Origin of the sequence: Roseomonas sp. FDAARGOS_362, assembly GCF_002754815.1 — a bacterium.
In the GTDB taxonomy this organism is placed as follows: Bacteria; Pseudomonadota; Alphaproteobacteria; order Acetobacterales; family Acetobacteraceae; genus Roseomonas; species Roseomonas mucosa.
Genome location: NZ_CP024588.1, coordinates 290,903 through 309,597 on the forward strand (window position 1 = coordinate 290,903; position 18,695 = coordinate 309,597).

The 18,695-nt window shown below is 72.3% G+C and carries 18 protein-coding genes; 9 read left to right on the forward strand and 9 right to left on the reverse strand.

The features are described 5' to 3' along the window. Positions 1–21 precede the first annotated feature (21 nt). The 4 genes from CTJ15_RS06110 to CTJ15_RS06125 form a co-directional block, all read right to left on the reverse strand. Positions 22–465, reverse strand: a complete 444-nt coding sequence (locus CTJ15_RS06110) for a 23S rRNA (pseudouridine(1915)-N(3))-methyltransferase RlmH (protein ID WP_019461613.1) — start codon at positions 463–465, stop codon at positions 22–24. Between the two features lie 26 nt (positions 466–491). Beyond that, the gene (rsfS, locus tag CTJ15_RS06115) at positions 492–1,025 is read right to left on the reverse strand and encodes a ribosome silencing factor (protein ID WP_019461612.1); all 534 of its coding nucleotides are present in this window, start codon (positions 1,023–1,025) and stop codon (positions 492–494) included. Positions 1,026–1,249: 224 nt separating this feature from the next. Further along, a complete protein-coding gene (locus tag CTJ15_RS06120; protein WP_369924220.1) occupies positions 1,250–1,834 on the reverse strand; it encodes a nicotinate-nucleotide adenylyltransferase in 585 nt (194 codons plus the stop codon). A 157-nt stretch (positions 1,835–1,991) separates the two neighbouring features. Beyond that, a complete protein-coding gene (locus CTJ15_RS06125; RefSeq protein ID WP_083755537.1) occupies positions 1,992–3,248 on the reverse strand; it encodes a glutamate-5-semialdehyde dehydrogenase in 1,257 nt (418 codons plus the stop codon). 157 nt (positions 3,249–3,405) lie between these two features. On the opposite strand from CTJ15_RS06125, the gene CTJ15_RS06130 reads away from it, so the two are divergent. Beyond that, positions 3,406–5,178, forward strand: a complete 1,773-nt coding sequence (locus CTJ15_RS06130) for a GGDEF domain-containing protein (RefSeq protein WP_099781339.1) — start codon at positions 3,406–3,408, stop codon at positions 5,176–5,178. A 113-nt stretch (positions 5,179–5,291) separates the two neighbouring features. Beyond that, positions 5,292–5,684 (forward strand): MAPEG family protein, encoded by a 393-nt coding sequence (locus CTJ15_RS06135; protein WP_075822669.1) that lies wholly within the window; start codon positions 5,292–5,294, stop codon positions 5,682–5,684. Between the two features lie 38 nt (positions 5,685–5,722). On the opposite strand, the gene CTJ15_RS06140 is transcribed toward CTJ15_RS06135, so the two are convergent. The 5 genes from CTJ15_RS06140 to CTJ15_RS06160 form a co-directional block, all read right to left on the reverse strand. Then, positions 5,723–6,097: a hypothetical protein gene (locus CTJ15_RS06140; protein ID WP_019461607.1), complete on the reverse strand. Its 375-nt coding sequence runs from the start codon at positions 6,095–6,097 to the stop codon at positions 5,723–5,725. Between the two features lie 14 nt (positions 6,098–6,111). Further along, positions 6,112–7,356, reverse strand: coding sequence for a hypothetical protein (locus tag CTJ15_RS06145; RefSeq protein ID WP_099781340.1), 1,245 nt, complete (start codon positions 7,354–7,356; stop codon positions 6,112–6,114). Continuing rightward, the gene (locus CTJ15_RS24270) at positions 7,356–9,815 is read right to left on the reverse strand and encodes a glycosyl hydrolase family 28-related protein (RefSeq protein WP_226946062.1); all 2,460 of its coding nucleotides are present in this window, start codon (positions 9,813–9,815) and stop codon (positions 7,356–7,358) included. The genes CTJ15_RS06145 and CTJ15_RS24270 overlap by 1 nt, the downstream gene beginning before the upstream one ends. A gap of 50 nt (positions 9,816–9,865) precedes the next feature. Then, the gene (locus tag CTJ15_RS06155; protein WP_099781341.1) at positions 9,866–10,513 is read right to left on the reverse strand and encodes a hypothetical protein; all 648 of its coding nucleotides are present in this window, start codon (positions 10,511–10,513) and stop codon (positions 9,866–9,868) included. Positions 10,514–10,639: 126 nt separating this feature from the next. After that, on the reverse strand, positions 10,640–10,945 hold the full coding sequence (locus CTJ15_RS06160; protein ID WP_019461603.1) for a hypothetical protein: 306 nt from the start codon (positions 10,943–10,945) through the stop codon (positions 10,640–10,642). 250 nt (positions 10,946–11,195) lie between these two features. Between CTJ15_RS06160 and CTJ15_RS06165 the strand changes: the two genes are divergently transcribed. The 7 genes from CTJ15_RS06165 (at position 11,196) to CTJ15_RS06195 (ending at position 18,584) form a co-directional block, all read left to right on the forward strand. After that, entirely contained in the window at positions 11,196–12,323 is a 1,128-nt protein-coding gene (locus tag CTJ15_RS06165) for an extracellular solute-binding protein (RefSeq protein ID WP_099781342.1), read from the forward strand. Continuing rightward, positions 12,320–13,363, forward strand: coding sequence for an ABC transporter ATP-binding protein (locus CTJ15_RS06170; protein WP_019461601.1), 1,044 nt, complete (start codon positions 12,320–12,322; stop codon positions 13,361–13,363). Before CTJ15_RS06165 ends, CTJ15_RS06170 begins: the two co-directional genes overlap by 4 nt. Beyond that, positions 13,363–14,196: an ABC transporter permease gene (locus CTJ15_RS06175; protein WP_075821635.1), complete on the forward strand. Its 834-nt coding sequence runs from the start codon at positions 13,363–13,365 to the stop codon at positions 14,194–14,196. The genes CTJ15_RS06170 and CTJ15_RS06175 overlap by 1 nt, the downstream gene beginning before the upstream one ends. Beyond that, positions 14,193–15,005 carry an ABC transporter permease gene (locus tag CTJ15_RS06180; RefSeq protein WP_099781343.1) on the forward strand — a complete coding sequence of 271 codons (813 nt, stop codon included), beginning with the start codon at positions 14,193–14,195 and terminating at the stop codon, positions 15,003–15,005. The genes CTJ15_RS06175 and CTJ15_RS06180 overlap by 4 nt, the downstream gene beginning before the upstream one ends. Before the next feature lie 44 nt (positions 15,006–15,049). Further along, positions 15,050–16,252: a pyridoxal phosphate-dependent aminotransferase gene (locus CTJ15_RS06185; protein ID WP_099781344.1), complete on the forward strand. Its 1,203-nt coding sequence runs from the start codon at positions 15,050–15,052 to the stop codon at positions 16,250–16,252. Positions 16,253–16,365: 113 nt separating this feature from the next. Then, a complete protein-coding gene (locus CTJ15_RS06190) occupies positions 16,366–17,568 on the forward strand; it encodes a pyridoxal phosphate-dependent aminotransferase (protein WP_099781345.1) in 1,203 nt (400 codons plus the stop codon). After that, positions 17,565–18,584 (forward strand): GNAT family N-acetyltransferase, encoded by a 1,020-nt coding sequence (locus tag CTJ15_RS06195; protein ID WP_099781346.1) that lies wholly within the window; start codon positions 17,565–17,567, stop codon positions 18,582–18,584. Before CTJ15_RS06190 ends, CTJ15_RS06195 begins: the two co-directional genes overlap by 4 nt. Positions 18,585–18,695: the final 111 nt, after the last annotated feature.

Here is an 18,695-nt window from a genome sequence, read left to right on the forward strand (position 1 = left end):
CCATGCCCGGCGCCGGGGCGTTCAGCCCGGCCGCCAGGCCCGGTGATAGGGATGGCCCGTGCGGATGCACTGGGCTCGGAACAGCGCCTCGGCCAGCAGCCCCCGCACCAGCATGTGCGGCCAGGTCAGCCGCCCCAGCGAGATCCGGTGGTCCGCCCGCGCCAGCACCTGGGGGTCCAGCCCCTCCGCCCCGCCGATCAGGAAGGCCAGCGGCCGTGCGGCTTCCTCCCAGCGCGCGGTCAGCCGGGCGAGCGCCTCGCTGTCCGGCATCTCCCCGCCCAGGTCCAGCGCCACGGCCAGGGCGCCGTCGGGCAGGGCGGCGAGCAGGGCCTCGCCCTCCCGCCGCCGCATCTCCGCCGGGCTGCCGCTGCCCTCGGCGAATTCCTTCAGCACCAGGGCGGGCCGCAGCCGGGCGTTGTGCTGGGCAAAGAGCGCCGCCTCCGGCCCCGGCTTCGCCCGGCCCACCGCCAGCAGCAGCGGCGGGCGGGCCGTCAGCCTTCCTCCCCGACCGGGGAGGCCTCTTCCTCGCCGGGGCTGTGCGGCCCCCACATGCGCTCGATGGCATAGGTCTCGCGCGCCTCAGGCTTGAACAGGTGGATCACCAGGTCCCCCGCGTCGAGCAGCACCCAGTCGGGCGAGGTCTCGGAACGGATGCGCTTCACCCCTTCCTTCTCCAGCGCTTCCTCGACATGGGTGGCCATGGCCTGGATCTGGCGGTCGGCGAGGCCGGTCGCCACGATCATCCGGTCGGCGAAGGAGGAGCGGGTGGCGATGTCCAGCACCACCACGTTCTCCGCCTTGTCGTCCTCCAGCGAGGCGACGGCCGTGGCCACCAGCCGCTCCAGCACCGGCGGCGCGACCTTCTTGCGTGGCGCCCTGGCGCGCGCCGCGGGGGGGCGCACCTCCGGCCCGGCCGCGACCTGCGCCTTGCGGGAGGTCGTGGCGGCCGTCTTCGGCGCCGCCGCCTTCGCCGCAGGGGCCTTCGTGGCAGCCTTCGCCGCCGTGGCCCTCGCGGAGGCCTTCACCGCGGCGGCTCCGGCAGGCGCGGCCTTCCGGGGGGTCGCCTTGGCAGGGGGGGCCTTTTCCGTGGCCGTGGCGGCCTTGCGGCGCGTCGCGGGTGCCTTGGTGGCCCCGGTCTCGCTCTCGTTCCTGGGGGTGCGGGCTATGGCCGCCTCCTCTCCGTCATCGGGTCATCCAGCGGAAACGCCACGCTGGCCCCGTCCCGGCGCCAGCGTCCATTCCGTATCGTTCAGTCGCCGCCGGCAGGCCAGCCCGGATGATGGCCGTTGCTCCGCAGATCCGTGGAGCTCAGGGCATTCTCCCGCGCCGGGATCAGCGTCCAGCCGGCATGCCGTCCGGGCGGCCCGGCCAGGAGCTGTCCCGGCCGCCGCCGCCAGTGGCGTAGCACGGAGGCTGCCTTGCCGTGCAACGCCTTGCGTGTCCAGCCCGGACGCGGCAGCACCGCCAGCGGCGTGTGCCGGGCCAGCCTTTCCCAACCCCCCCAGCGGGGCAGTTGCCACAGGTTGTCCGCCCCGATCACGAAGACGAAGCGGGCACGGGGGAAGCGCCGCCGCAGCTTGGCCAGGGTGCGCTCGGTGCGGCGGTAGCCCAGCTTCGCCTCGATCCCCGTGGCGATCACCTGCGCGCCGTCGGCGATGGCCCGCGCCGAGGCGAGGCGCTGCTGGAAGGGGGCCATGCCGCGCGGCGGCTTCAGCGGGTTGCCCGGCGAGACCAGCAGCCAGACCGCATCCAGCCGCAGCGCCCGCAGGGCGATCCGGGCCACGTGCTCGTGCCCCTGATGCGCCGGGTTGAAGGAGCCGCCGAGCAGCCCGATGCGCCGGCGCCGGTTGTCGCCCCAGGCCCCAGGCTCCGCCAGTTGCCGTCTCAGGACCGTCGCTCCCCAAGGGGCAGGGAAGGCGGCTTGGACGCGTGTTCGTGCCGGGGCGGCGGAGGCATCAGGGGCGTGTCACGGGACGGGGGCAGGCCTGGGCTCAGGGACGGGTCTGGCCACTGCCCAGGACCTGGTAGCGCCAGGTGCAGAGCTGTTCCGCTCCGACCGGGCCGCGCGCGTGCAGCCGGCCGGTGGCGATGCCGATCTCGGCGCCGAAGCCGAACTCGCCGCCGTCGCAGAACTGGGTGGAGGCGTTCCACATTCCCACCGCCGAGCCGATCCCGTCCAGGAACTGCCGCGCCGCGGATTCGTCCTGCGTCACGATGGCCTCGGTATGCTCGCTGCCATAGCGGGTGATATGGGCGATCGCGTCCTCCACCCCGTCCACCACCTTCACCGACAGGACGGCGTCCAGCCATTCGGTGGCGAAATCCGCCTCGGTGGCGGGCTTCAGATCCGGCAGGATGGCCCGCGCCCGCGCGTCGGCGCGGAAGTCGCAGCCCAGCGCCCGCAGGTCGCCGATCAGCAGCGGCAGCAGCGAAGGCGCCACGGCGGCATCGATCAGCAGGGTCTCGGTAGCGCCGCAGATGCCCGTGCGGCGCATCTTGGCATTGGCCAGGACGGCGCGCGCCATCGCTTGGTCGGCGGCCTCGTGGACATAGGTGTGGCAGAGCCCCTCGGCATGGGCGAGGACGGGCACCCGCGCCTCCTCCATCACGCGCGTCACGAGCCCCTTGCCGCCGCGCGGGATGATCAGGTCGATCAGCCCCGAGGCGCGCAGCATGGCGCCCACGAAGGCCCGGTCCGCGGAGGGCGCGATCTGCACCGCCGCCTCCGGCAGCCCGGCCGCGCGCAGGCCCTCGGCGATGGCGGCATGGATCGCCCGGGCGGAGCGCAGGCTCTCGCTGCCGCCGCGCAGGATCACGGCCGAACCCGCCTTCAGGCAGATCCCCGCCGCATCGGCGCCGACATTGGGCCGGCTCTCGTAGATCATGCCGATGACGCCCATCGGCTGCGCCACGCGGCGGATCACCAGCCCGTTGGGCCGGGTCCATTCGCTGATCACGCGGCCGACCGGGCCGGGCTGCGCCGCGATCTCCTCCAACCCCCGGGCCATAGCCTCGACCCGGGCGGGGTTGAGGGTCAGCCGGTCGCGGAAGGCGTCGGTCAGCCCCTGCGCAGTGTCCAGGTCGGCGGCATTGGCCTCCAGGATGGCGTCCTGCCGCCGCCGCAGCGCCGCCGCCGCCGCGCGCAGCGCCGCGTCCCGCGCCGGCCCTGGCAGACGCGCCAGAACCCGCGCGGCGGCGCGGGCGTCACGGGCGGCATCGGCGAGCTGGGCGGAGGCGCTGTCGGGCATGGCGTTCATGGTGCTGCGGGGTTAGCGCGTCCGGCGGCGGCGCGAAAGCTGGCGCATGACAGAGTCGTGGCAAACGGGACCAGGAAAGTCCCGGACAGGCACTTCCGGGACGGAATAGAAACGAAATCGTAAATAACAACTTAAAGTTGATATTAAGATGGGTTACTCTCGCGCCATGGTGACCAAGCTCCACGCCCCTCCGACCCGTTTCGCAGGCTGGCTGCTGCTTTCCGCGGCCATCGCGGTGATGGCCGGCGCCGTGGCGGCCTCGCTGGGCAACCGGCAGAGCCTGTCCCTGGAAAGGGAGATGGAGCGGCTGCGGACAGAAAGCGCCGAGGCCAGGCAACTGACCATCGCCCTGCTGGACGGCGAATCCGCCCTGCGCGCCTATGCGCTCTTCGGGCTGGTGCAGGACCAGCTCCGCTTCGGCCGGGCGGCGGAGCTGCTGGAGAGCGGGGAGTTCCGCCGCATCGCCAGCCTGGTGGATTCGGCCCAGGAGGACACCGGCAGCCCGCCGATCCTGGGCCCGATCACGCGGATCGTTGCCGCCCGCAAGGACATCCTCGACCGGCTCCAGGCCGGGGAGCGCGAGACGGTGATCGAGGAAGGGCGCCGCGGCCTCCTGCAGGCCCAGGGCGAGACGGTCCGCCTCGCCCTGGAGCGCTTCGTCCGCCTGCGCGTCGCACAGGTCGAGCAGGCCGCGCGCGGGATGCAGCGCGTCCAGGCGCGGATCCTGGTGCTGGTGATGCTGGGGGCCGGGCTCTGCCTGGGCGCCCTGGCCATCGCCTGGTGGCAGATCGCGCGCCACGGCCGGGCGGAGCAGGCCGTCCGGCGGGAGATGGACGTCCGCCGCGCCGAGATCCGCAGCCTGCTGCGCATGAGCGACATGCTCCAGGCCTGCCAGACCGAGCAGGACATCCGCCGGGTCGTGCTGCACACGGCGCAGGAGGTGCTGCCGGGCGTGCCCGGGGCGCTCTACGTCTTCAACAACAGCCGCGACCGGCTGGACTGCACGGCGGTCTGGCCCGAAGGGACGAAGCTCGCCAGCGTGGACCATTTCTCGCCGGAGAACTGCTGGGCGCTCAAGCGCGGCCGCCCGCACCGCCACGGCCCTGGCGCCGACATCCCCTGCGAGCACGTCGCCCTGGGGCTTCCCGGCCTGGAGATCCCGATGACGGCGCGGGGCGAGGTCTATGGCGTGATGCAGTTCGGCGCCGCCGTGTCCGGCCTGCCCGATGCGCCGGAGCCGCAGCGCGACCTGGCGGTGGCGCTGGCGGATGGCGTGTCCATGGCCCTGGCCAACCTTTCCCTGCGCGAGAAGCTGCGCAACCAGGCGCTGCGCGATTCGCTGACCGGCCTCTACAACCGCCGCTTCCTGGAGGAGGTGTCAGAGCGCTTCGCCGGCCAGGCCGACCGCCGCGGCGCCCCGGTCGCGGTGGTCATGATCGACGTGGACCACTTCAAGCAGGTCAACGACCGCCACGGCCACGCCACGGGCGACGCGGTGCTGCGCGCCCTGGCCGTGCTGATCCAGGGCGACCTCCGCCGGGGCGACGTCGCCTGCCGCTATGGCGGGGAGGAGATCGTGCTGCTGATGCCGGATTGCGACGCGGAGAACGCCTGCCGGCGGATGGAGGAGATCCGCGAGCAGGTGCGGGCGCTGCACCAGGGCACGGATACGGTGCTGCCCCGCGTCACCATCTCCGCCGGGGTGGCGGACATGCCGGCCCATGGGCAGACCATCGCCATGGTTCTGAAGGCCGCCGACGAGGCCCTCTACACCGCGAAGCAGTCGGGACGCGACCGGGTGCAGATGGCCCGGCTGCTGAAGCCGGAAGACGGCGCCGAGCCGCCCAAGGGGGCGCCCAGGGAAGCGCCCAGGGAAGCACCCAGGGAAGCGCCCAGGCTGGAGATCGCCCGGCTGAGATAGGCCCGCCGCGCCCCGCCGGAGGCGTGGCCACGTGACGGGAAGGGGCGTCGCGCGTTGCTGTTTCGCGCCCTGCCAATCCGGCAAGGCGGCGCGGGCGGGAAGGGATGGCGGGCATGACACTGGAACTGCGGCTTCTGGCATGGACGGTGGTGCTGGGCATCGTCCAGCTTCTGCTGACGGCCATGGGGACCACGGCGCAGAACGGACTGGCTTGGTCCGCCGGGGCAAGGGACGAGGAGCGCCCGCCCCAGGGCATCGCCGCCCGGCTCCGCCGCGCGCAGTCCAATCTGATGGAGACCTTTCCCTTCTTCGCCGCCGCGATCCTCGCCGCCCATATCGCCGGGCGGGAAGGGGCGATGACGGCCTGGGGTGCCCAGATCTACTTCTGGGGCCGGATGGTCTATCTGCCGCTCTATGCCGCCGGCGTCCCCTGGCTGCGCAGCATCGTCTGGGCCGTGTCGATGCTGGGCCTCGTCCTGGTCCTTCTGGCGGTGCTGCTGCCGTAGGAGCGGGGCCCCCACGGCAGCACGGGCGGCCAGGAAGGTCAGTCTGGCGCCACCACCAGCCCGCTCGCGGCAACGGTGACCGTGCCGGGCCCCGACATCACCACCGGCTGCGACAGCGCCATGAAGGTCAGCGGGTTGCCCCCGGAGGCGGCGTCGAACAGGCCGAGATAGCCCAGCGTCCCGGCGGCGGCGGTGAAGGTGAAGCGCAGCGCCTCGGCATTGCTCTGGCTGCCGGTGCCGTTGAAGGTAACGCGCTGGCGGGCATAGCCGGTGCCTGCCGGTTCCCCGGTCACGCCGCCCGTGGCGCTGCCGGCGCTGCCCAGCGCGGCATAGACCGCGCCCGGTGGGGTCGGCGCCCGGCCGCACAGGGTCCGGGCCAGCATGTCGCGGGCATAGTTGGTCAGGTCGCTCATGGAGAAGCCCTTTCTCAGCTCTGGTTGACGAGGCCCTGCAACTGCGTATCCGGCAGCCGCGAGGGGAGGTACTGGAGCAGCCGGACCGAGCCGTTCAGCGCCCGGTTCCAGCCCCCCGATCCATGCCCGGGCAGCAGCCGCGCCAGCCCTGCGGGCAAGGTGGCCGCCGCCGTCTGGACGGATCCGCCGGTCATGCAGGCCGACTGGCTTCCGGGCGCCCAGGCGAAGGCCGCCCGGAAGGCGGTGCCGGGCACCATGCTGCCCAGCGTCATCACCGCGCCGCTGGCGCCGCCGCGCTCGATCTCCGCGGTCAGCGCCGTGCCGGTGTTGCGCAGGATCAGCCGGTTCGCATCGGTGCCGTCGTCGATCTGCCACAGGCCCTGGGGCAGCCCGGCGGGCGAGGCCTGCGGCAGGCTGGCGGCGACCAGCAGCGTGCCGCTGCCGCCATAGCCGCCAGCCGGCTGGCACAGGAGCTGGTCCGCCGCCCGGGTCTGCGCCACCCGGCTGCCCGCCGGCGGCAGGACCGGCGTGGTGGCGAAGGTCGCCTGTTCCAGCTGCGGCAGAGAGACCCGCAGGGTGAAGTTCATGGCAACGCCGCTCGGCACGTAGGCCAGCACCGAAGGGACGATGCTGGTCGTGCCGCCGACCGTGAGGGTCCGCGTGCAGGCGACGCGCTGCGCGGCGGCTGTCGCGATGATGCCGGCATCCGTGGCGGGCGAGCTGTCGCCACCGCGCTCCTGCATTCTCAGGCGGAGATTGCCGCCGCTCGGGAGGCTGCCCGCCACCAGGGCGATGTTCATGGCGCAGGTCCAGCTCTGCCCGGACACCGCGGCGGCGCCGCCCACCTGTTCCGGCATGACGACGCAATAGCCCGCCGCCGTGCTGGTGCCGGCGAAGTTGCAGTCCAGATAGGGCGCCCCCGCCTCCACCCCGGTGGACAGGGTCCGGGTCAGGCCCGTGATGGCGGTGACCGTCCAGTACCCCGGCACCGTCCCGGGCGAGCCCGCCACGGCGCCTTCCATGCGCGGGTTGCGGATCGCATTGGTCCGCGCCTCCTCCACGATCAGCCCGCCCGATGCATCGAAGCGCGGCTGGCTGGCGGCCAGTTCCAGATAGCTGCCGGCGGCATCGTAGCCGCCGGCGGTGGAGCCGCGTGTGACGGCGAGCGAGCCGTGCAGGCTGCGCGGGCCGATCAGGGTGAGCCAGGAGGCGCTGCCTCCAGCCTCCACCCCGAGCGCGGCGGCGACGATCCCCAGCATCAGGCCGCGCCCGCCCCGCTGAGATGGCAGTACCGGGTGGTGGTGCCATCGGGCGAATAGGTCAGCAGGCTCGCCACGCCATTCGCCTTGATCTTCGTATAGCCCTCCGAGCTGACCGGCGCGCTGCCGGTGAAGTTGCTGAGCGCCAGCGCCAGGTCGGCGCCGCTGCGGTTGACCACCATGCAGGAGAAGCCGAGCCCGACCGCGTTGTAGTCGATGCCCAGGCTGGTTCCGGCATTGGCCAGCAGCAGCCGGTTGTTGTGCACGGCGAAGCCCAGCGCCGTCGCGGCGGACAGCACCACCTGCGGCAGCCGCCGCTCGGTGAACTGGCCGTCCACATAGCTCTTGGTTGCCGCATGCATCGGCGCGCTCGGCGCCGCGGTCAGCAGCAGCGTGCCATCGGCCGAAAGGCGCAGCCGTTCGACCATGCCCGCGCCCTGGCGCAGCTCCAGCACCAGCGTGCCGGCTTCCGTGCCGGCGGCGATGCTGTCCGAGATTCCCGCCAGCCGGGCATAGGTGGTCTCCACCGCGCCGCTGTTCATGCCGTTGAGGTGGAGGTAGCCGAGCCGGTCGCTGGCCGCCGGGCTGGCCGAGATCCGCCGGATCTGCACCACCATCGGCGCGGTGGCGTTGCCGGTGGTGCCCAGGTCGATGCCGCCATTCGGGTTCACGCCCGGATCGCCGCCCAGGCCGAGATTGCCGCCCGCCTGTCCGGCGGAGATGAAGTAGGCCGCCTGGTCCGCAGGATTGGCGAGGTTGATGCGCGCGCCCAGGCTGGCGGAGCGGCGGCGCACCGTCATCGTGCCGTCGGGCGCGATGTCCAGCCGCCGGGTCGGGCCGGCGCTCGCGCTCGGCACGGTGTGCAGCTCCAGGCTGCCGCCCGCGAGCTTCGCCACGCCGGAGGAGTCGCGGTTGCCGCTCATGCTCAGGCGCTGCATGGCGGCGTCGCTCGCGGCCTGGAAGGTCGCGCTCCGCAGGTCGCAGCCCAGCAGCGTCAGGTTCTGCGCCTCGCTGCCAAGATACACGACATTCGGGTTGCCCGTGCCGTACAGGTTGCCGCCGGTGGTGAGGTCGCAGGCCTCCAGCGTCAGCGCGCCGCGCTGCAGGTCGATGGTGCGCAGCGTGCCGCCGTTCACCACCGCGCCGACGATGTGGTGCTGCTCGGTGGAGGAGACCGGGTCCAGCAGCACCGTCCGGCCCTGAGAGGACAGGAAGCCACCGATCCACTTGGTGCGGAAGGCGCCGATCGTGCTGCTGCCATCGGGGGCGGTGCCGCCGCCGCCCGTGATGCGCAGCCCCACCGTCAGCGGATCGGCCACGTCCAGGTGATTGTCCACCGAGCAGTCGATGCACTGCGTCGCCTGCACGTTGTGGCCCAGGTTGAAACCTGTGTCGTAGCCATAGGCGAAGCAGTTGGTGAACTCGGCCACATCGGCGTATTCGAGATGGAAGGCCGTGCCGGTACGGCGGTTGTTCCAGATCCAGACCTTGCCGCCGCCGGTATAGCCGCTGGCATAGGCCGTGCCGTTGAGGTCGAAAGCATTCGCCGAGACGACGGTCACGGTGAAGCGCCCGTTCGCGGCGGCCAGGCCCAGGCACCCGGTCAGGTTCACCATGTCGCCCGTCACCAGCCCATGCGCCGTGGCGGTGGTGACGCGGATCGCGCCCGAGCCATTGCCCGCGACGGCCGACACGTCGCGGCTGTTCAGCGCCACGCCGTCGATGTTGCCCGTCAGGAAAGGCCAGAAATGCACGTTGTGCACGCGGGTGATGTCGTAGGAATGCCGCAGCCGCAGCCCGTTGCGGTTGTCGCCCGCGATGTCGTCGATTCGCAGCCGTGCGTTGTAGTCGCTGAGCACCGCGAGGTCGAAGCCCAGGATCAGCAGGTTCGACAGGCGCACGTCGGAGCCGTTGCCGTTGGTGCCGTCGCCGACCGTGACCGCGGTGCCGGCGAAGCCCGCCACGAGGTTGATGCCGGCGCGCATGTCGGCCGGCGCGGCGAGGCCGGTGCGCAGGATCGCCACGCCCTTCAGCCCGGCATTGCGGCGCAGCCGGATGGTCTGCGCCGGATCGAGCAGCAGGGCGTAGGGCACGCCGCCATAATCGCCTGCCGCCCGTTGCGCGCCCGTGGAGAGCGCGCCCGAGAGCACCACGTTCGGCCTGATGTCCAGCCCTGCGGCGGCGAGCCGGTAGCGCCGCGGCCCCAGCAGCACCGTGCCGCCGCCCTGTGCCGAAGCGGCGTCGATCGCCGCCTGGATCGCGGCGGCGTCGTCCGCCATGCCATCGCCCCTGGCGCCGTAGTCGCGGACATGCAGCGGCCGGTCCGCCTGCATGGCGCTGCGCCACTGCGCCACCGTGGCGCGCCGCGTTTCCGGCGTCGCGCCCTGCACCACGGGGCTGAGGTCGCTGTCGGAGAAGATGGCGGCGGCGGGAAGCTGGCTGATCTTCGCGTCGGGCATGGGAAATCCTGTGCTGTGTGGGGAGGCGTCGCGGGGAGGGGCAGGGGGGGTCAGAGCAGCAGGCGGTCGCCGCTCTCGGTCAGGAGCGCGCCGCCCGCCTCGGCCAGCAGGCCGGGGCCCAGGCTCACGGAGAAGGCCGGGGACAGCAGGAACAGCGCGGGATCCACGGCATCCTCGGCACGGACGCGGTAGCCCGTGCCGATCGCCGGGCTGTCCAGGCTCGCCATGGCCCGGCCGCCGCCGACCGCCGCCGTGACGGGGCCGGAGACCGTGCCGCCGCCGGCATCGACGATCCGGAACACCAGGCTCGCGACCGGCCCTTTCACGCTCGCGCCCAGGCTGATCGCCGTGCCCCAGGGAATGGGGGAGGCGACGGCATCGATGCGGATCGCGCGCAGCACCGGCAGCGCCGTGACGCCCAGGCCGAAGCGCATCGTCCCCTGCCGCGACAGGGCCAGCGGCGCCGTGCCCGTGTCCAGCACCAGCCCGGCGCCCACCGCCCTGCCCGTCCGGACCGGCAGCAGCGAGAGCCCGTCGCCGCTCTGCAGCAGGATCACGTCGCCTTCTCGCAGCCCGGCGGCCGCGGCGAAGTAGCCGGTGGCCAGCACCGCGCTCCGCGTGTCGGCGGTCCTGTAGTACCAGAGCGTCATGCTGCCCGTGCTGGCGAGCGTGAGCAGGCTGGGGCTCGCGAAGGCCATGCGATCTCCTCTTGCGGCACAGCGAGGCGGGGCGCGCCGTGGATGGCCGTGCGCCCGGACATGCGGGATGGGATGGGCAAAGCCCCGGAAGGCGTGGCGGACCCGCCGGGGATCAGTCCGGAAGGGTCAGGACATGCGGGCGGTGACCGCGATGCCGAAGCGGCCGGCTGCCGTGCGGCTCAGACGCAGGGGCGCGGAGACCGAATCCAGCACCAGCCCGTTGCCCACGGCGCCCGCCTCGCGCATCGGCAGAAAGGACATCCCATCCGCCGAATGCAGGATCACCACATGCCCCGGCAGCAGCCGGTCCGTGGCGGCCGCGAAATATCCGCTCGCCAGCACGGCGGCCCGGCTGTCGCCGGTGCGGTAGTCCCAGATCGAGAAGGAGCCCGCACTGACCAGTGCGGTAAGCGAACTGGCATCGAAGGACATCGGCGCTCCCTGGACGGAAAGCCGCGCGCCCGCGCCCCGGCCGGCGCGCGGGCGCGCTCCGTCGGAAAAGGTGGGCAGCGGCGGGTGAGGGGGGTGCCGGGCGGACATGGCTCGCCCGTTGGCCGCTTCTCCCTAGAGGAATAAAATCCTCATGTCAACGAATTTATTCCTATGGCACGCACTGTTCCGCCCGCCTCGCCGCTGTTCTACGCTCGCCCCGCATCCCCCGACCACGGAGCCACAACGCCTCATGCGCCTGCCCGTGCGCCCACGCCGCCTCGCCCTCGCCCTCGGCCTCCTCCTGCCCCTGCTGGCCGCGCTGGCCCTCGTCCCGGCGGCCCGGGCGCAGGAACGCGTGATCAACGTCTACAACTGGACCGACTACATCGACCCGAAGGCCATCGAGCGCTTCCAGGCGGAAACCGGCATCCAGGTCCGCTACGACGTCTTCGACAGCCTGGAAACGCTGGAGGCCAAGCTGTCCGCCGGCCGGTCGGGCTATGACGTGGTGGTCCCGACCTCGGAGCCCACCTTCGCCCGCCTCGTCCGCGCCAAGGCCCTGCGCGCGCTCGACCGCGCGCAGATCACGAGCTTCGCCAACCAGGACCCGGCGCTGCTCCAGCGCGTCGCCAGCAGCGATCCCGGCAACGCGCATGGCGCCATCTATCTCTGGGGCACGATCGGCCTGGGCCTGCGTCCGGAGAAGATCCGCGCCCTGGCGCCCGACGCGCTGCTCGACAGCCTCGACCTGCTGCTCAGGCCGGAAAACGCGAAGCGCATCGCCGGCTGCGGCATCGCCTTCATGGACAGCGGCATCGACGTCATCCCCTCGGTGCTGCACTGGCTCGGAAAGGAGCCGAATTCCGGCACGGCCGAGGACCTCGCGGCGGCGGAGAAGACGCTGCTGGCCATCCGCCCGCATGTGCGCGCCATCATCTCCTCCGGCGCCCTCGCCGACGCGCTGGCGAATGGCGAGTACTGCGCCGTCTTCGGCTATTCCGGCGACGTCATCCAGGCGCGCGTCCGGGCCGAGGCGGCGGGCCGTGCCGAGGGGTTGACCTATGTGCAGCCGAGGCAGGGCGCGCAGCTCTGGTTCGACATGCTGGCCATTCCCGCCGACGCGCCGCATCCGGAGGACGCGCAGCGCTTCATCGACTTCCTGCTGCGGCCCGAGGTCATCGCCGGCGTCACCAACCAGGTGCGCTATCCCAATGCGGTGCCCGCCTCGCGCCCCTATCTCAGCCAGGCGGTTCTCGCCGATCCCAATGTCATCCCGTCGCCCGAGACGATCGCCCGCACCTTCACCGTCACCGCCCCGCCCCCTGCCGCCGAGCGTGCCCGCGCCCGGCTCTGGACCCGCTTCAAGGCCGGACGTTGAGCGCACCGCTGCTGCGCCTGTCCGGCCTCACCCGCCGCTTCGGCGCGCTGGCGGCGCTGGACGGGCTGGACCTCGCCATGCCGGCGGGCGAGTTCCTGACCCTGCTGGGCGGCTCCGGCTCCGGCAAGTCCACGCTGCTGCGCGTGGTCGCGGGCTTCGAGCGGCCGGATTCCGGCAGCGTGCTGCTGGACGGCGCCGACCTCACCCCGCTGCCGCCGCACCGGCGCCCGGTGAACATGATGTTCCAGTCCTACGCGCTGTTTCCGCATCTCAGCGTCTTCGACAACATCGCCTATGGGCTTCGCCGGGAAGGGCAAGGGCGTGCGGCCGTCGCGCAGCGCGTGGAACGCCTCGTGGCCCTGCTGCATCTCCAGGGGCTGGAAAGGCGCCGCCCCGACGCGTTGTCCGGAGGCCAGCGCCAGCGCGTTGCCCTGGCCCGCGCCCTGGCCCGGCGCCCGCGCCTGCTGCTGCTCGACGAGCCCCTGGCCGCCCTCGATGCCAACCTGCGCGAGCGCACCGGCTTCGAGCTCCGCGCCCTGCAACGCGAGACCGGCGCCGGCTTCATCATGGTCACGCACGACCAGGCGGAGGCCCTGTCCCTCGCCGACCGCGTGGCCGTCCTGGCCCAGGGCCGCATCGTGCAGATCGGCCCGCCCGCCGAGGTCTATGCCCGCCCGGCCACGCGCTTCGTCGCGGGCTTCCTGGGTGCCGCCAATATCCTGGAGGGGCGCCGCACCGCCGGGGGCACGCTGGACAGCCCCGCCGCCGCCTGCACCCTTCGCGCCCCGGCGCCGCTGCCGGAGGGCACCACCGCCTGCGCCTTGCGGCCGGAAAGCCTGCGCCCGACGGAACGGCAGGGCGAGAACACCGCCGCCGGCACGGTCGAGGAAGCCGCCTTCCGGGGCGGCGACAGCCTGGTCCTGCTCCGCCTGCCCGGCGGCGCCACCCTCCGCGCCGCGCTGCCCGGCCCGCCGCCGGAACGCGGTGCCTTCCTGCGGCTGGGCTGGGATGCCGCCGCCGTGGTCCCGCTGGCCGGGTGATGCGCCGCCTCTTCCTGCCGCCCGTGGCGCTCTGGCTCGCCCTGCTGGTCGCGGCGCCGCTGGCCCTGCTGCTGGTCCTGGCCCTGTCCTGGCAGAGTGAGGGCCTGCCGCCCTTCGACCCACCCTGGAACGGCCAGGGCCTCGACACGGACAACCTCGCCCTGATCCTGGGCGATCCCTATTACCGTGCCGCCTTCCGGCAATCGCTGGAACTGGCCGGCATCACGGCGACGCTCTGCCTCCTGCTCGCCCTGCCCATGGCGCTGGCCATCGCCCGCGCCCGCCGGTCCCGCCTGCTGCTGGGCCTCGTGCTCCTGCCGCTCTGGACGGGCTTCCTGCTGCGTGTCGGCGCCTGGATCGGGTTGCTGCGGGACGAGGGCTGGATCAACGGCCTGCTGCGCGGCCTCGGCCTGATCGAGCAGCCCATGGCTCTGCTCTACACCCCGCTCGCCCTCTATCTCGGCATGGTCCATGCCTACCTGCCTTTCGCAGTGCTGCCGCTCTACGCCGCCTTCGCCCGCATGGACCCGTCGCTGGAGGAAGCCGCCGCCGATCTCGGCGCCGGGCCGACCCGTGCCTTCCTCACCGTGACCCTGCCGCTGGTCCTGCCCGGGGCGCTGGCGGGCTTCCTGCTGGTCTTCATCCCCGCCGCCGGGGAATATGTCGTTCCGGAGCTGCTCGGCCCGCCCGGCGCCCTGCCGCTGGGCCGCGCCCTCTTCATTGAGTTTTTCCAGAACCGTGACTGGCCTGTGGCCGCCGCCCTGGCATGCGCCCTGCTGGCGCTGCTGCTGCTGCCCATCCTACTCTTCCAGCGCCTGGGAAACCGGGAATGAGCCTCCCCGCCTGGGCCCGCATCGGCCTCTGGCTCGGCCTCGCCTTCCTCTGGCTGCCGGTCCTGCTCCTGGTCCTCTATGCCTTCAGCGCCGATCCCGTGCCCTTCCGCTGGGGCGGCCTCTCCCTGCGCTGGTTCCGCGAGCTCGCCGCCGACGAGCGGCTGCTGGAGGCCGCCCTCCTCTCGCTCCGCATTGCCGCCGGCGCCGCGACCCTGGCCATGCTGCTCGGCGGGGCCACCGGCTGGCTGCTGGCACGCGGCGGCACCTTCCGGGGCCGCGCCCTGCTCGGTGCCCTGTCCGGCGCGCCGCTGGTGCTGCCGGAGGTCGTCACCGGCCTTTCCCTCCTCCTGCTCTTCGTCGCGCTGGAGGCCGCCACCGGCTGGCCGCGGGGCAGGGGCGCCGGCACCATCCTGCTGGCCCATGCCACGCTGGGCGCCGCCTATGCCGCGGTGATCGTCCAGGCCCGCCTGGCCCGCGGCGGGCGGGAGCTGGAGGAGGCCGCGGCCGATCTCGGCGCCACGCCCGCCACCGTCTTCCGCACCGTCACCCTGCCGCTGATGGCGCCCGCCCTGGCGGCCTCCTGGCTGCTCGCCTTCACCCTCTCGCTGGACGATGTGGTGCTGGCCAGCTTCCTGTCCGGCCCCGCTTCCACCACCCTGCCGGTGGCCCTCTTCTCCATGCTGCGCCTGGGCATGACGCCCAAGGTCAACGCGCTGGCCGTGCTGATCCTCGCCGCCGCCGGCCTCGCCCTGCTGCTCGCGGCAGGCCTGACGCGCGCGCGGGTTGCCCGGGGCAGGGGCGGCGACTAGGGTTCCGCCGCCTTTCCTCCGACCCCGAAAGCTCCGGAAGACCCATGACGCTGACCGCCGAGCGGATGGACCGCATCTCCCCGTCCCAGACCATCGTCGTCACCCAGAAGGCCCGCGCCCTGAAGGCCGCCGGCCGGGACGTGATCAGCCTCAGCGTCGGCGAGCCGGATTTCGAGACCCCGCAGAACATCAAGGACGCCGCGATCAAGGCGATCCAGGACGGCGAGACCCGCTATACCGACGTCGCCGGCACCATGGCGCTGCGCAAGGCGGTGGCGGCGAAGTTCGAGCGGGACAACGGCCTGACCTACAAGCCGGAGGAGATCGTCGTCTCCACCGGCGGCAAGCAGGTGATCTTCAACGCCATGCTCGCCACGATCGACGAGGGCGACGAGGCCATCGTGCCTGCCCCCTGCTGGGTCAGCTACCCCGACATCATCGCGCTGGCGGGCGGCAAGCCGGTGATCGTCCCGGCCGGGCAGAACCAGGGTTTCAAGATCACCCCGGAGCAGCTGGAAGCCGCGATCACGCCGAAGACCAAGTGGCTGATCCTGAACAACCCCTCCAACCCGACCGGCGCCGCCTATTCCGAGGCGGAGCTGAAGGGGCTGGCCGAGGTGCTGCTGCGCCACCCACAGGTCTGGATCTTCACCGACGACATCTACGAGAAGCTGGTCTATGGCGACTTCGCCTTCAGGACGATTGCCCAGGTGGAGCCGCGCCTGAAGGACCGCACCGTCACCATGAACGGCTGCTCCAAGGGTTATGCCATGACCGGCTGGCGCATCGGCTTCGCCGGCGCGCCGCTCGCGCTGATCAAGGCGATGGACAAGCTGCAGGGGCAGAGCACCTCCAACACCTCCTCCATCTCCCAGGCCGCCGCCGTCGAGGCGCTGAATGGCCCGCAGGAGAGCGTGGAGACCATGCGCCTGGCCTTCGAGCGCCGCCGCGACCTCGTCGTGCGCCTGCTGAACCAGGCCCCCGGCATCCGCTGCGCCACGCCCGATGGCGCCTTCTACGTCTTCCCCGACATCGCCGGCTGCCTCGGCAAGACCACCGCCTCGGGCAAGCGGATCGAGACGGACGAGGATTTCGTGACGGCGCTGCTGGAGGATGAGGGCGTCGCCGCGGTCCACGGCTCGGCCTTCATGTTCCCCGGCCATTTCCGCGTCTCCTACGCGACCTCCGACGCCGTGCTGGAAGACGCCTGCGACCGCATCAAGCGGTTCTGCGAAGGGCTGAACTAGGCCCCTGTCCGGCGAGACCCGCCTTCCGTCCGGGAGGCAGGTCTCGCCCGGTCCCACCACCTCCCGCGCGTCCCTCCGTTCCCAACCCGCCTCCTGCCGAGACTGATCCGACCATGCCCGCCCTCGCCACCCGCCTGACGGAAATCCCGGTCGCCCCCTCCGTGGCCATGTCCATCAAGGCGCGCGAGATGAAGGCCCAGGGCCATCAGGTCATCAGCCTCACCGTCGGCGAGCCCGATTTCGCCACGCCCCCGCACGCCATCGAGGCCGCGAACCGCGCCGCGCTCGAAGGGCTGACCAAATATCCGCCGCAGGATGGCATCCGCGCGCTGAAGGAGGCGATCCAGCGCAAGTTCCGGCGCGAGAACAAGCTCGACTACGCGCTGAACGAGATCATGGTCGCCAATGGCGGCAAGCAGATCATCACCAACGCCTTCCTCGCCACATGTGACGCCGGCGACGAGGTGCTGATCCCCTCGCCCTGCTGGATCAGCTACGCCATGCAGGCGAAGCTGGCCGGCGCCGACGCGAGTTTCGTCTCCTGCCCGCAGAACAGCGGCTTCAAGCTGCGGCCGGAGGATCTGGAGGCGGCCATCACGCCGAGGACCAAGTGGCTGGTGCTGAACTTCCCGAACAACCCGACCGGCGCCGCCTGCTCCCGCGCGGAGATGCAGGCCCTGGCCGAGGTGCTGCTGCGCCACCCGCAGGTCTGGATCATGTCCGACGACATGTATGAGCACCTCGTCTATGACAACTTCGAGTTCTGCACCATCGCCGAGGTCGAGCCCCGGCTGAAGGATCGCGTGCTGACGCTGAACGGCGTCTCCAAGACCTATGCGATGACCGGCTGGCGCATCGGCTATGCCGGCGGCCCGGCGCCGCTGATCAAGGCCATGGTGACGATGCAGGGCCATCTCACCGGCGGCGTCTCCACCGTCGGCCAGGCGGCGGCCACCGCCGCGCTGGAAGGGCCGCAGGATCTGGTGGCCGAGCGCGCGCATGCCTATCGCGAGCGCCGCGACTTCCTGGTCGAGAGGCTGAACACGATCCCCGGCATCGCCTGTCACAAGCCCGAGGGCGCCTTCTACCTCTTTCCCAACATCGGAGGCTGTCTGGGCCGCACCACGGCGGGCGGCAGGCATCTGGAAACGGACACCGACTTCGCCATGGCCCTGCTGGAGGAACAGCACGTCGCCACCGTCGCCGGCGCGGCCTATGGCATGAGCCCGTATCTGCGCCTCTCCTATGCCACGGGCATGGAGCAGCTCGCCGAGGCCTGCGCCCGCATCGACCGCTTCTGCCGGGGCCTTTCGTGAGCGACGGCGGCGCCATCATCCGTCCCGTTCGGATCCGCGAGGGCGCCGACAGCGACGCGGAGGGCTTCATCCGCCTGATCGGCGAGGCCTGGGCGGAATACCCGAACTGCATCCTGGACGTGGACGGCGAGAATCCCGAGCTTCGTGCCCTGGTCACGCATTTCGGCAAGGTGGGCGGCGCCGTCTGGACGGCCGATCAGGGCGGCGAGGTGGTCGGCATGGTCGCCGTCCGCCCGCTCGGCTCCGACAATGCCTGGGAGATCTGCCGCGTCTATGTCCGCCGCGACCAGCGCGGCACTGGCCTGGCGCACCAGCTGCTCGACCTCGGCGAAAGGCGCGCGCTCGATGCCGGGGCGGAGCGCCTCGTACTCTGGACGGACACGCGCTTCGACGCTGCCCATGCCTTCTACGAGAAGCGGGGCTATGTCCGCTCCGGCTCGATCCGCATCCTGGACGACATTTCCAACTCGCTGGAATTCCGCTACGCCAAGCCGGCCCGCGGCCTCGTCGTGGAGGCCCTGGATGCCGCGGCCGCCGCCAGCGCCGAGCGCCGCCTCGCCGCCATCCTGGTGGCCTGCGTCGCTTCCGGCGCCTCGGTCTCCTTCCTGCCGCCGCTCCCGAAGGAGACGGCGCGCTCCTTCTGGCGCAACGTTTCCTCCGACGTCGCCACCGGCAAGCGCCTTCTCCTCGCCGCCTGGTCGGAGGGGCAGATCGCCGGCACGGTGCAGCTCGTCCTCGACACGCCGGCCAACCAGCCGCACCGTGCCGAGATCGCGAAGCTGCTGGTGGACCCGGCCTTCCGTCGGCGCGGCATCGCCCGCGCCCTGATGCGCAAGGCCGAGCAGGCGGCGCGCGGCGTCGGCCGCCGGCTGCTGACCCTCGACACCCGCAGCGACGGCCCGGCCGAGGCACTCTACCACGAGATGGGCTGGACCGAGGCGGGCCGTATCCCCGGCTATGCGCTCGATGCCCAGGGCGTGCCGCACGGCACCACCCTGTTCTGGAAGGCCCTCTGAGCCACCCGCCCCCGGCCGCCGCCTTTCCCGGCCCGGCTGGCCCGCCGCCCGGGCTTGCGGGCGCCGTCCGGGCAGCGTCCTATGTCCCTGCCGCAGGAGCGAAGGACCCCG

What these genes read in the sequence shown, in the direction of transcription:
- CTJ15_RS06190 (WP_099781345.1), top strand. Translation starts at nt 16,366, where the DNA reads ATGCCCGCCCTCGCCACCCGCCTGACGGAAATCCCGGTCGCCCCCTCC.
- CTJ15_RS06130 (WP_099781339.1), top strand. Translation starts at nt 3,406, where the DNA reads ATGGGTTACTCTCGCGCCATGGTGACCAAGCTCCACGCCCCTCCGACC.
- CTJ15_RS06165 (WP_099781342.1), top strand. Translation starts at nt 11,196, where the DNA reads ATGCGCCTGCCCGTGCGCCCACGCCGCCTCGCCCTCGCCCTCGGCCTC.
- CTJ15_RS06140 (WP_019461607.1), bottom strand. Translation starts at nt 6,097, where the DNA reads ATGAGCGACCTGACCAACTATGCCCGCGACATGCTGGCCCGGACCCTG.
- CTJ15_RS06160 (WP_019461603.1), bottom strand. Translation starts at nt 10,945, where the DNA reads ATGTCCTTCGATGCCAGTTCGCTTACCGCACTGGTCAGTGCGGGCTCC.
- CTJ15_RS06125 (WP_083755537.1), bottom strand. Translation starts at nt 3,248, where the DNA reads ATGCCCGACAGCGCCTCCGCCCAGCTCGCCGATGCCGCCCGTGACGCC.
- CTJ15_RS06175 (WP_075821635.1), top strand. Translation starts at nt 13,363, where the DNA reads ATGCGCCGCCTCTTCCTGCCGCCCGTGGCGCTCTGGCTCGCCCTGCTG.
- CTJ15_RS24270 (WP_226946062.1), bottom strand. Translation starts at nt 9,815, where the DNA reads ATGCCCGACGCGAAGATCAGCCAGCTTCCCGCCGCCGCCATCTTCTCC.
- CTJ15_RS06185 (WP_099781344.1), top strand. Translation starts at nt 15,050, where the DNA reads ATGACGCTGACCGCCGAGCGGATGGACCGCATCTCCCCGTCCCAGACC.
- CTJ15_RS06180 (WP_099781343.1), top strand. Translation starts at nt 14,193, where the DNA reads ATGAGCCTCCCCGCCTGGGCCCGCATCGGCCTCTGGCTCGGCCTCGCC.
- CTJ15_RS06145 (WP_099781340.1), bottom strand. Translation starts at nt 7,356, where the DNA reads ATGCTGGGGATCGTCGCCGCCGCGCTCGGGGTGGAGGCTGGAGGCAGC.
- CTJ15_RS06135 (WP_075822669.1), top strand. Translation starts at nt 5,292, where the DNA reads ATGACACTGGAACTGCGGCTTCTGGCATGGACGGTGGTGCTGGGCATC.
- CTJ15_RS06155 (WP_099781341.1), bottom strand. Translation starts at nt 10,513, where the DNA reads ATGGCCTTCGCGAGCCCCAGCCTGCTCACGCTCGCCAGCACGGGCAGC.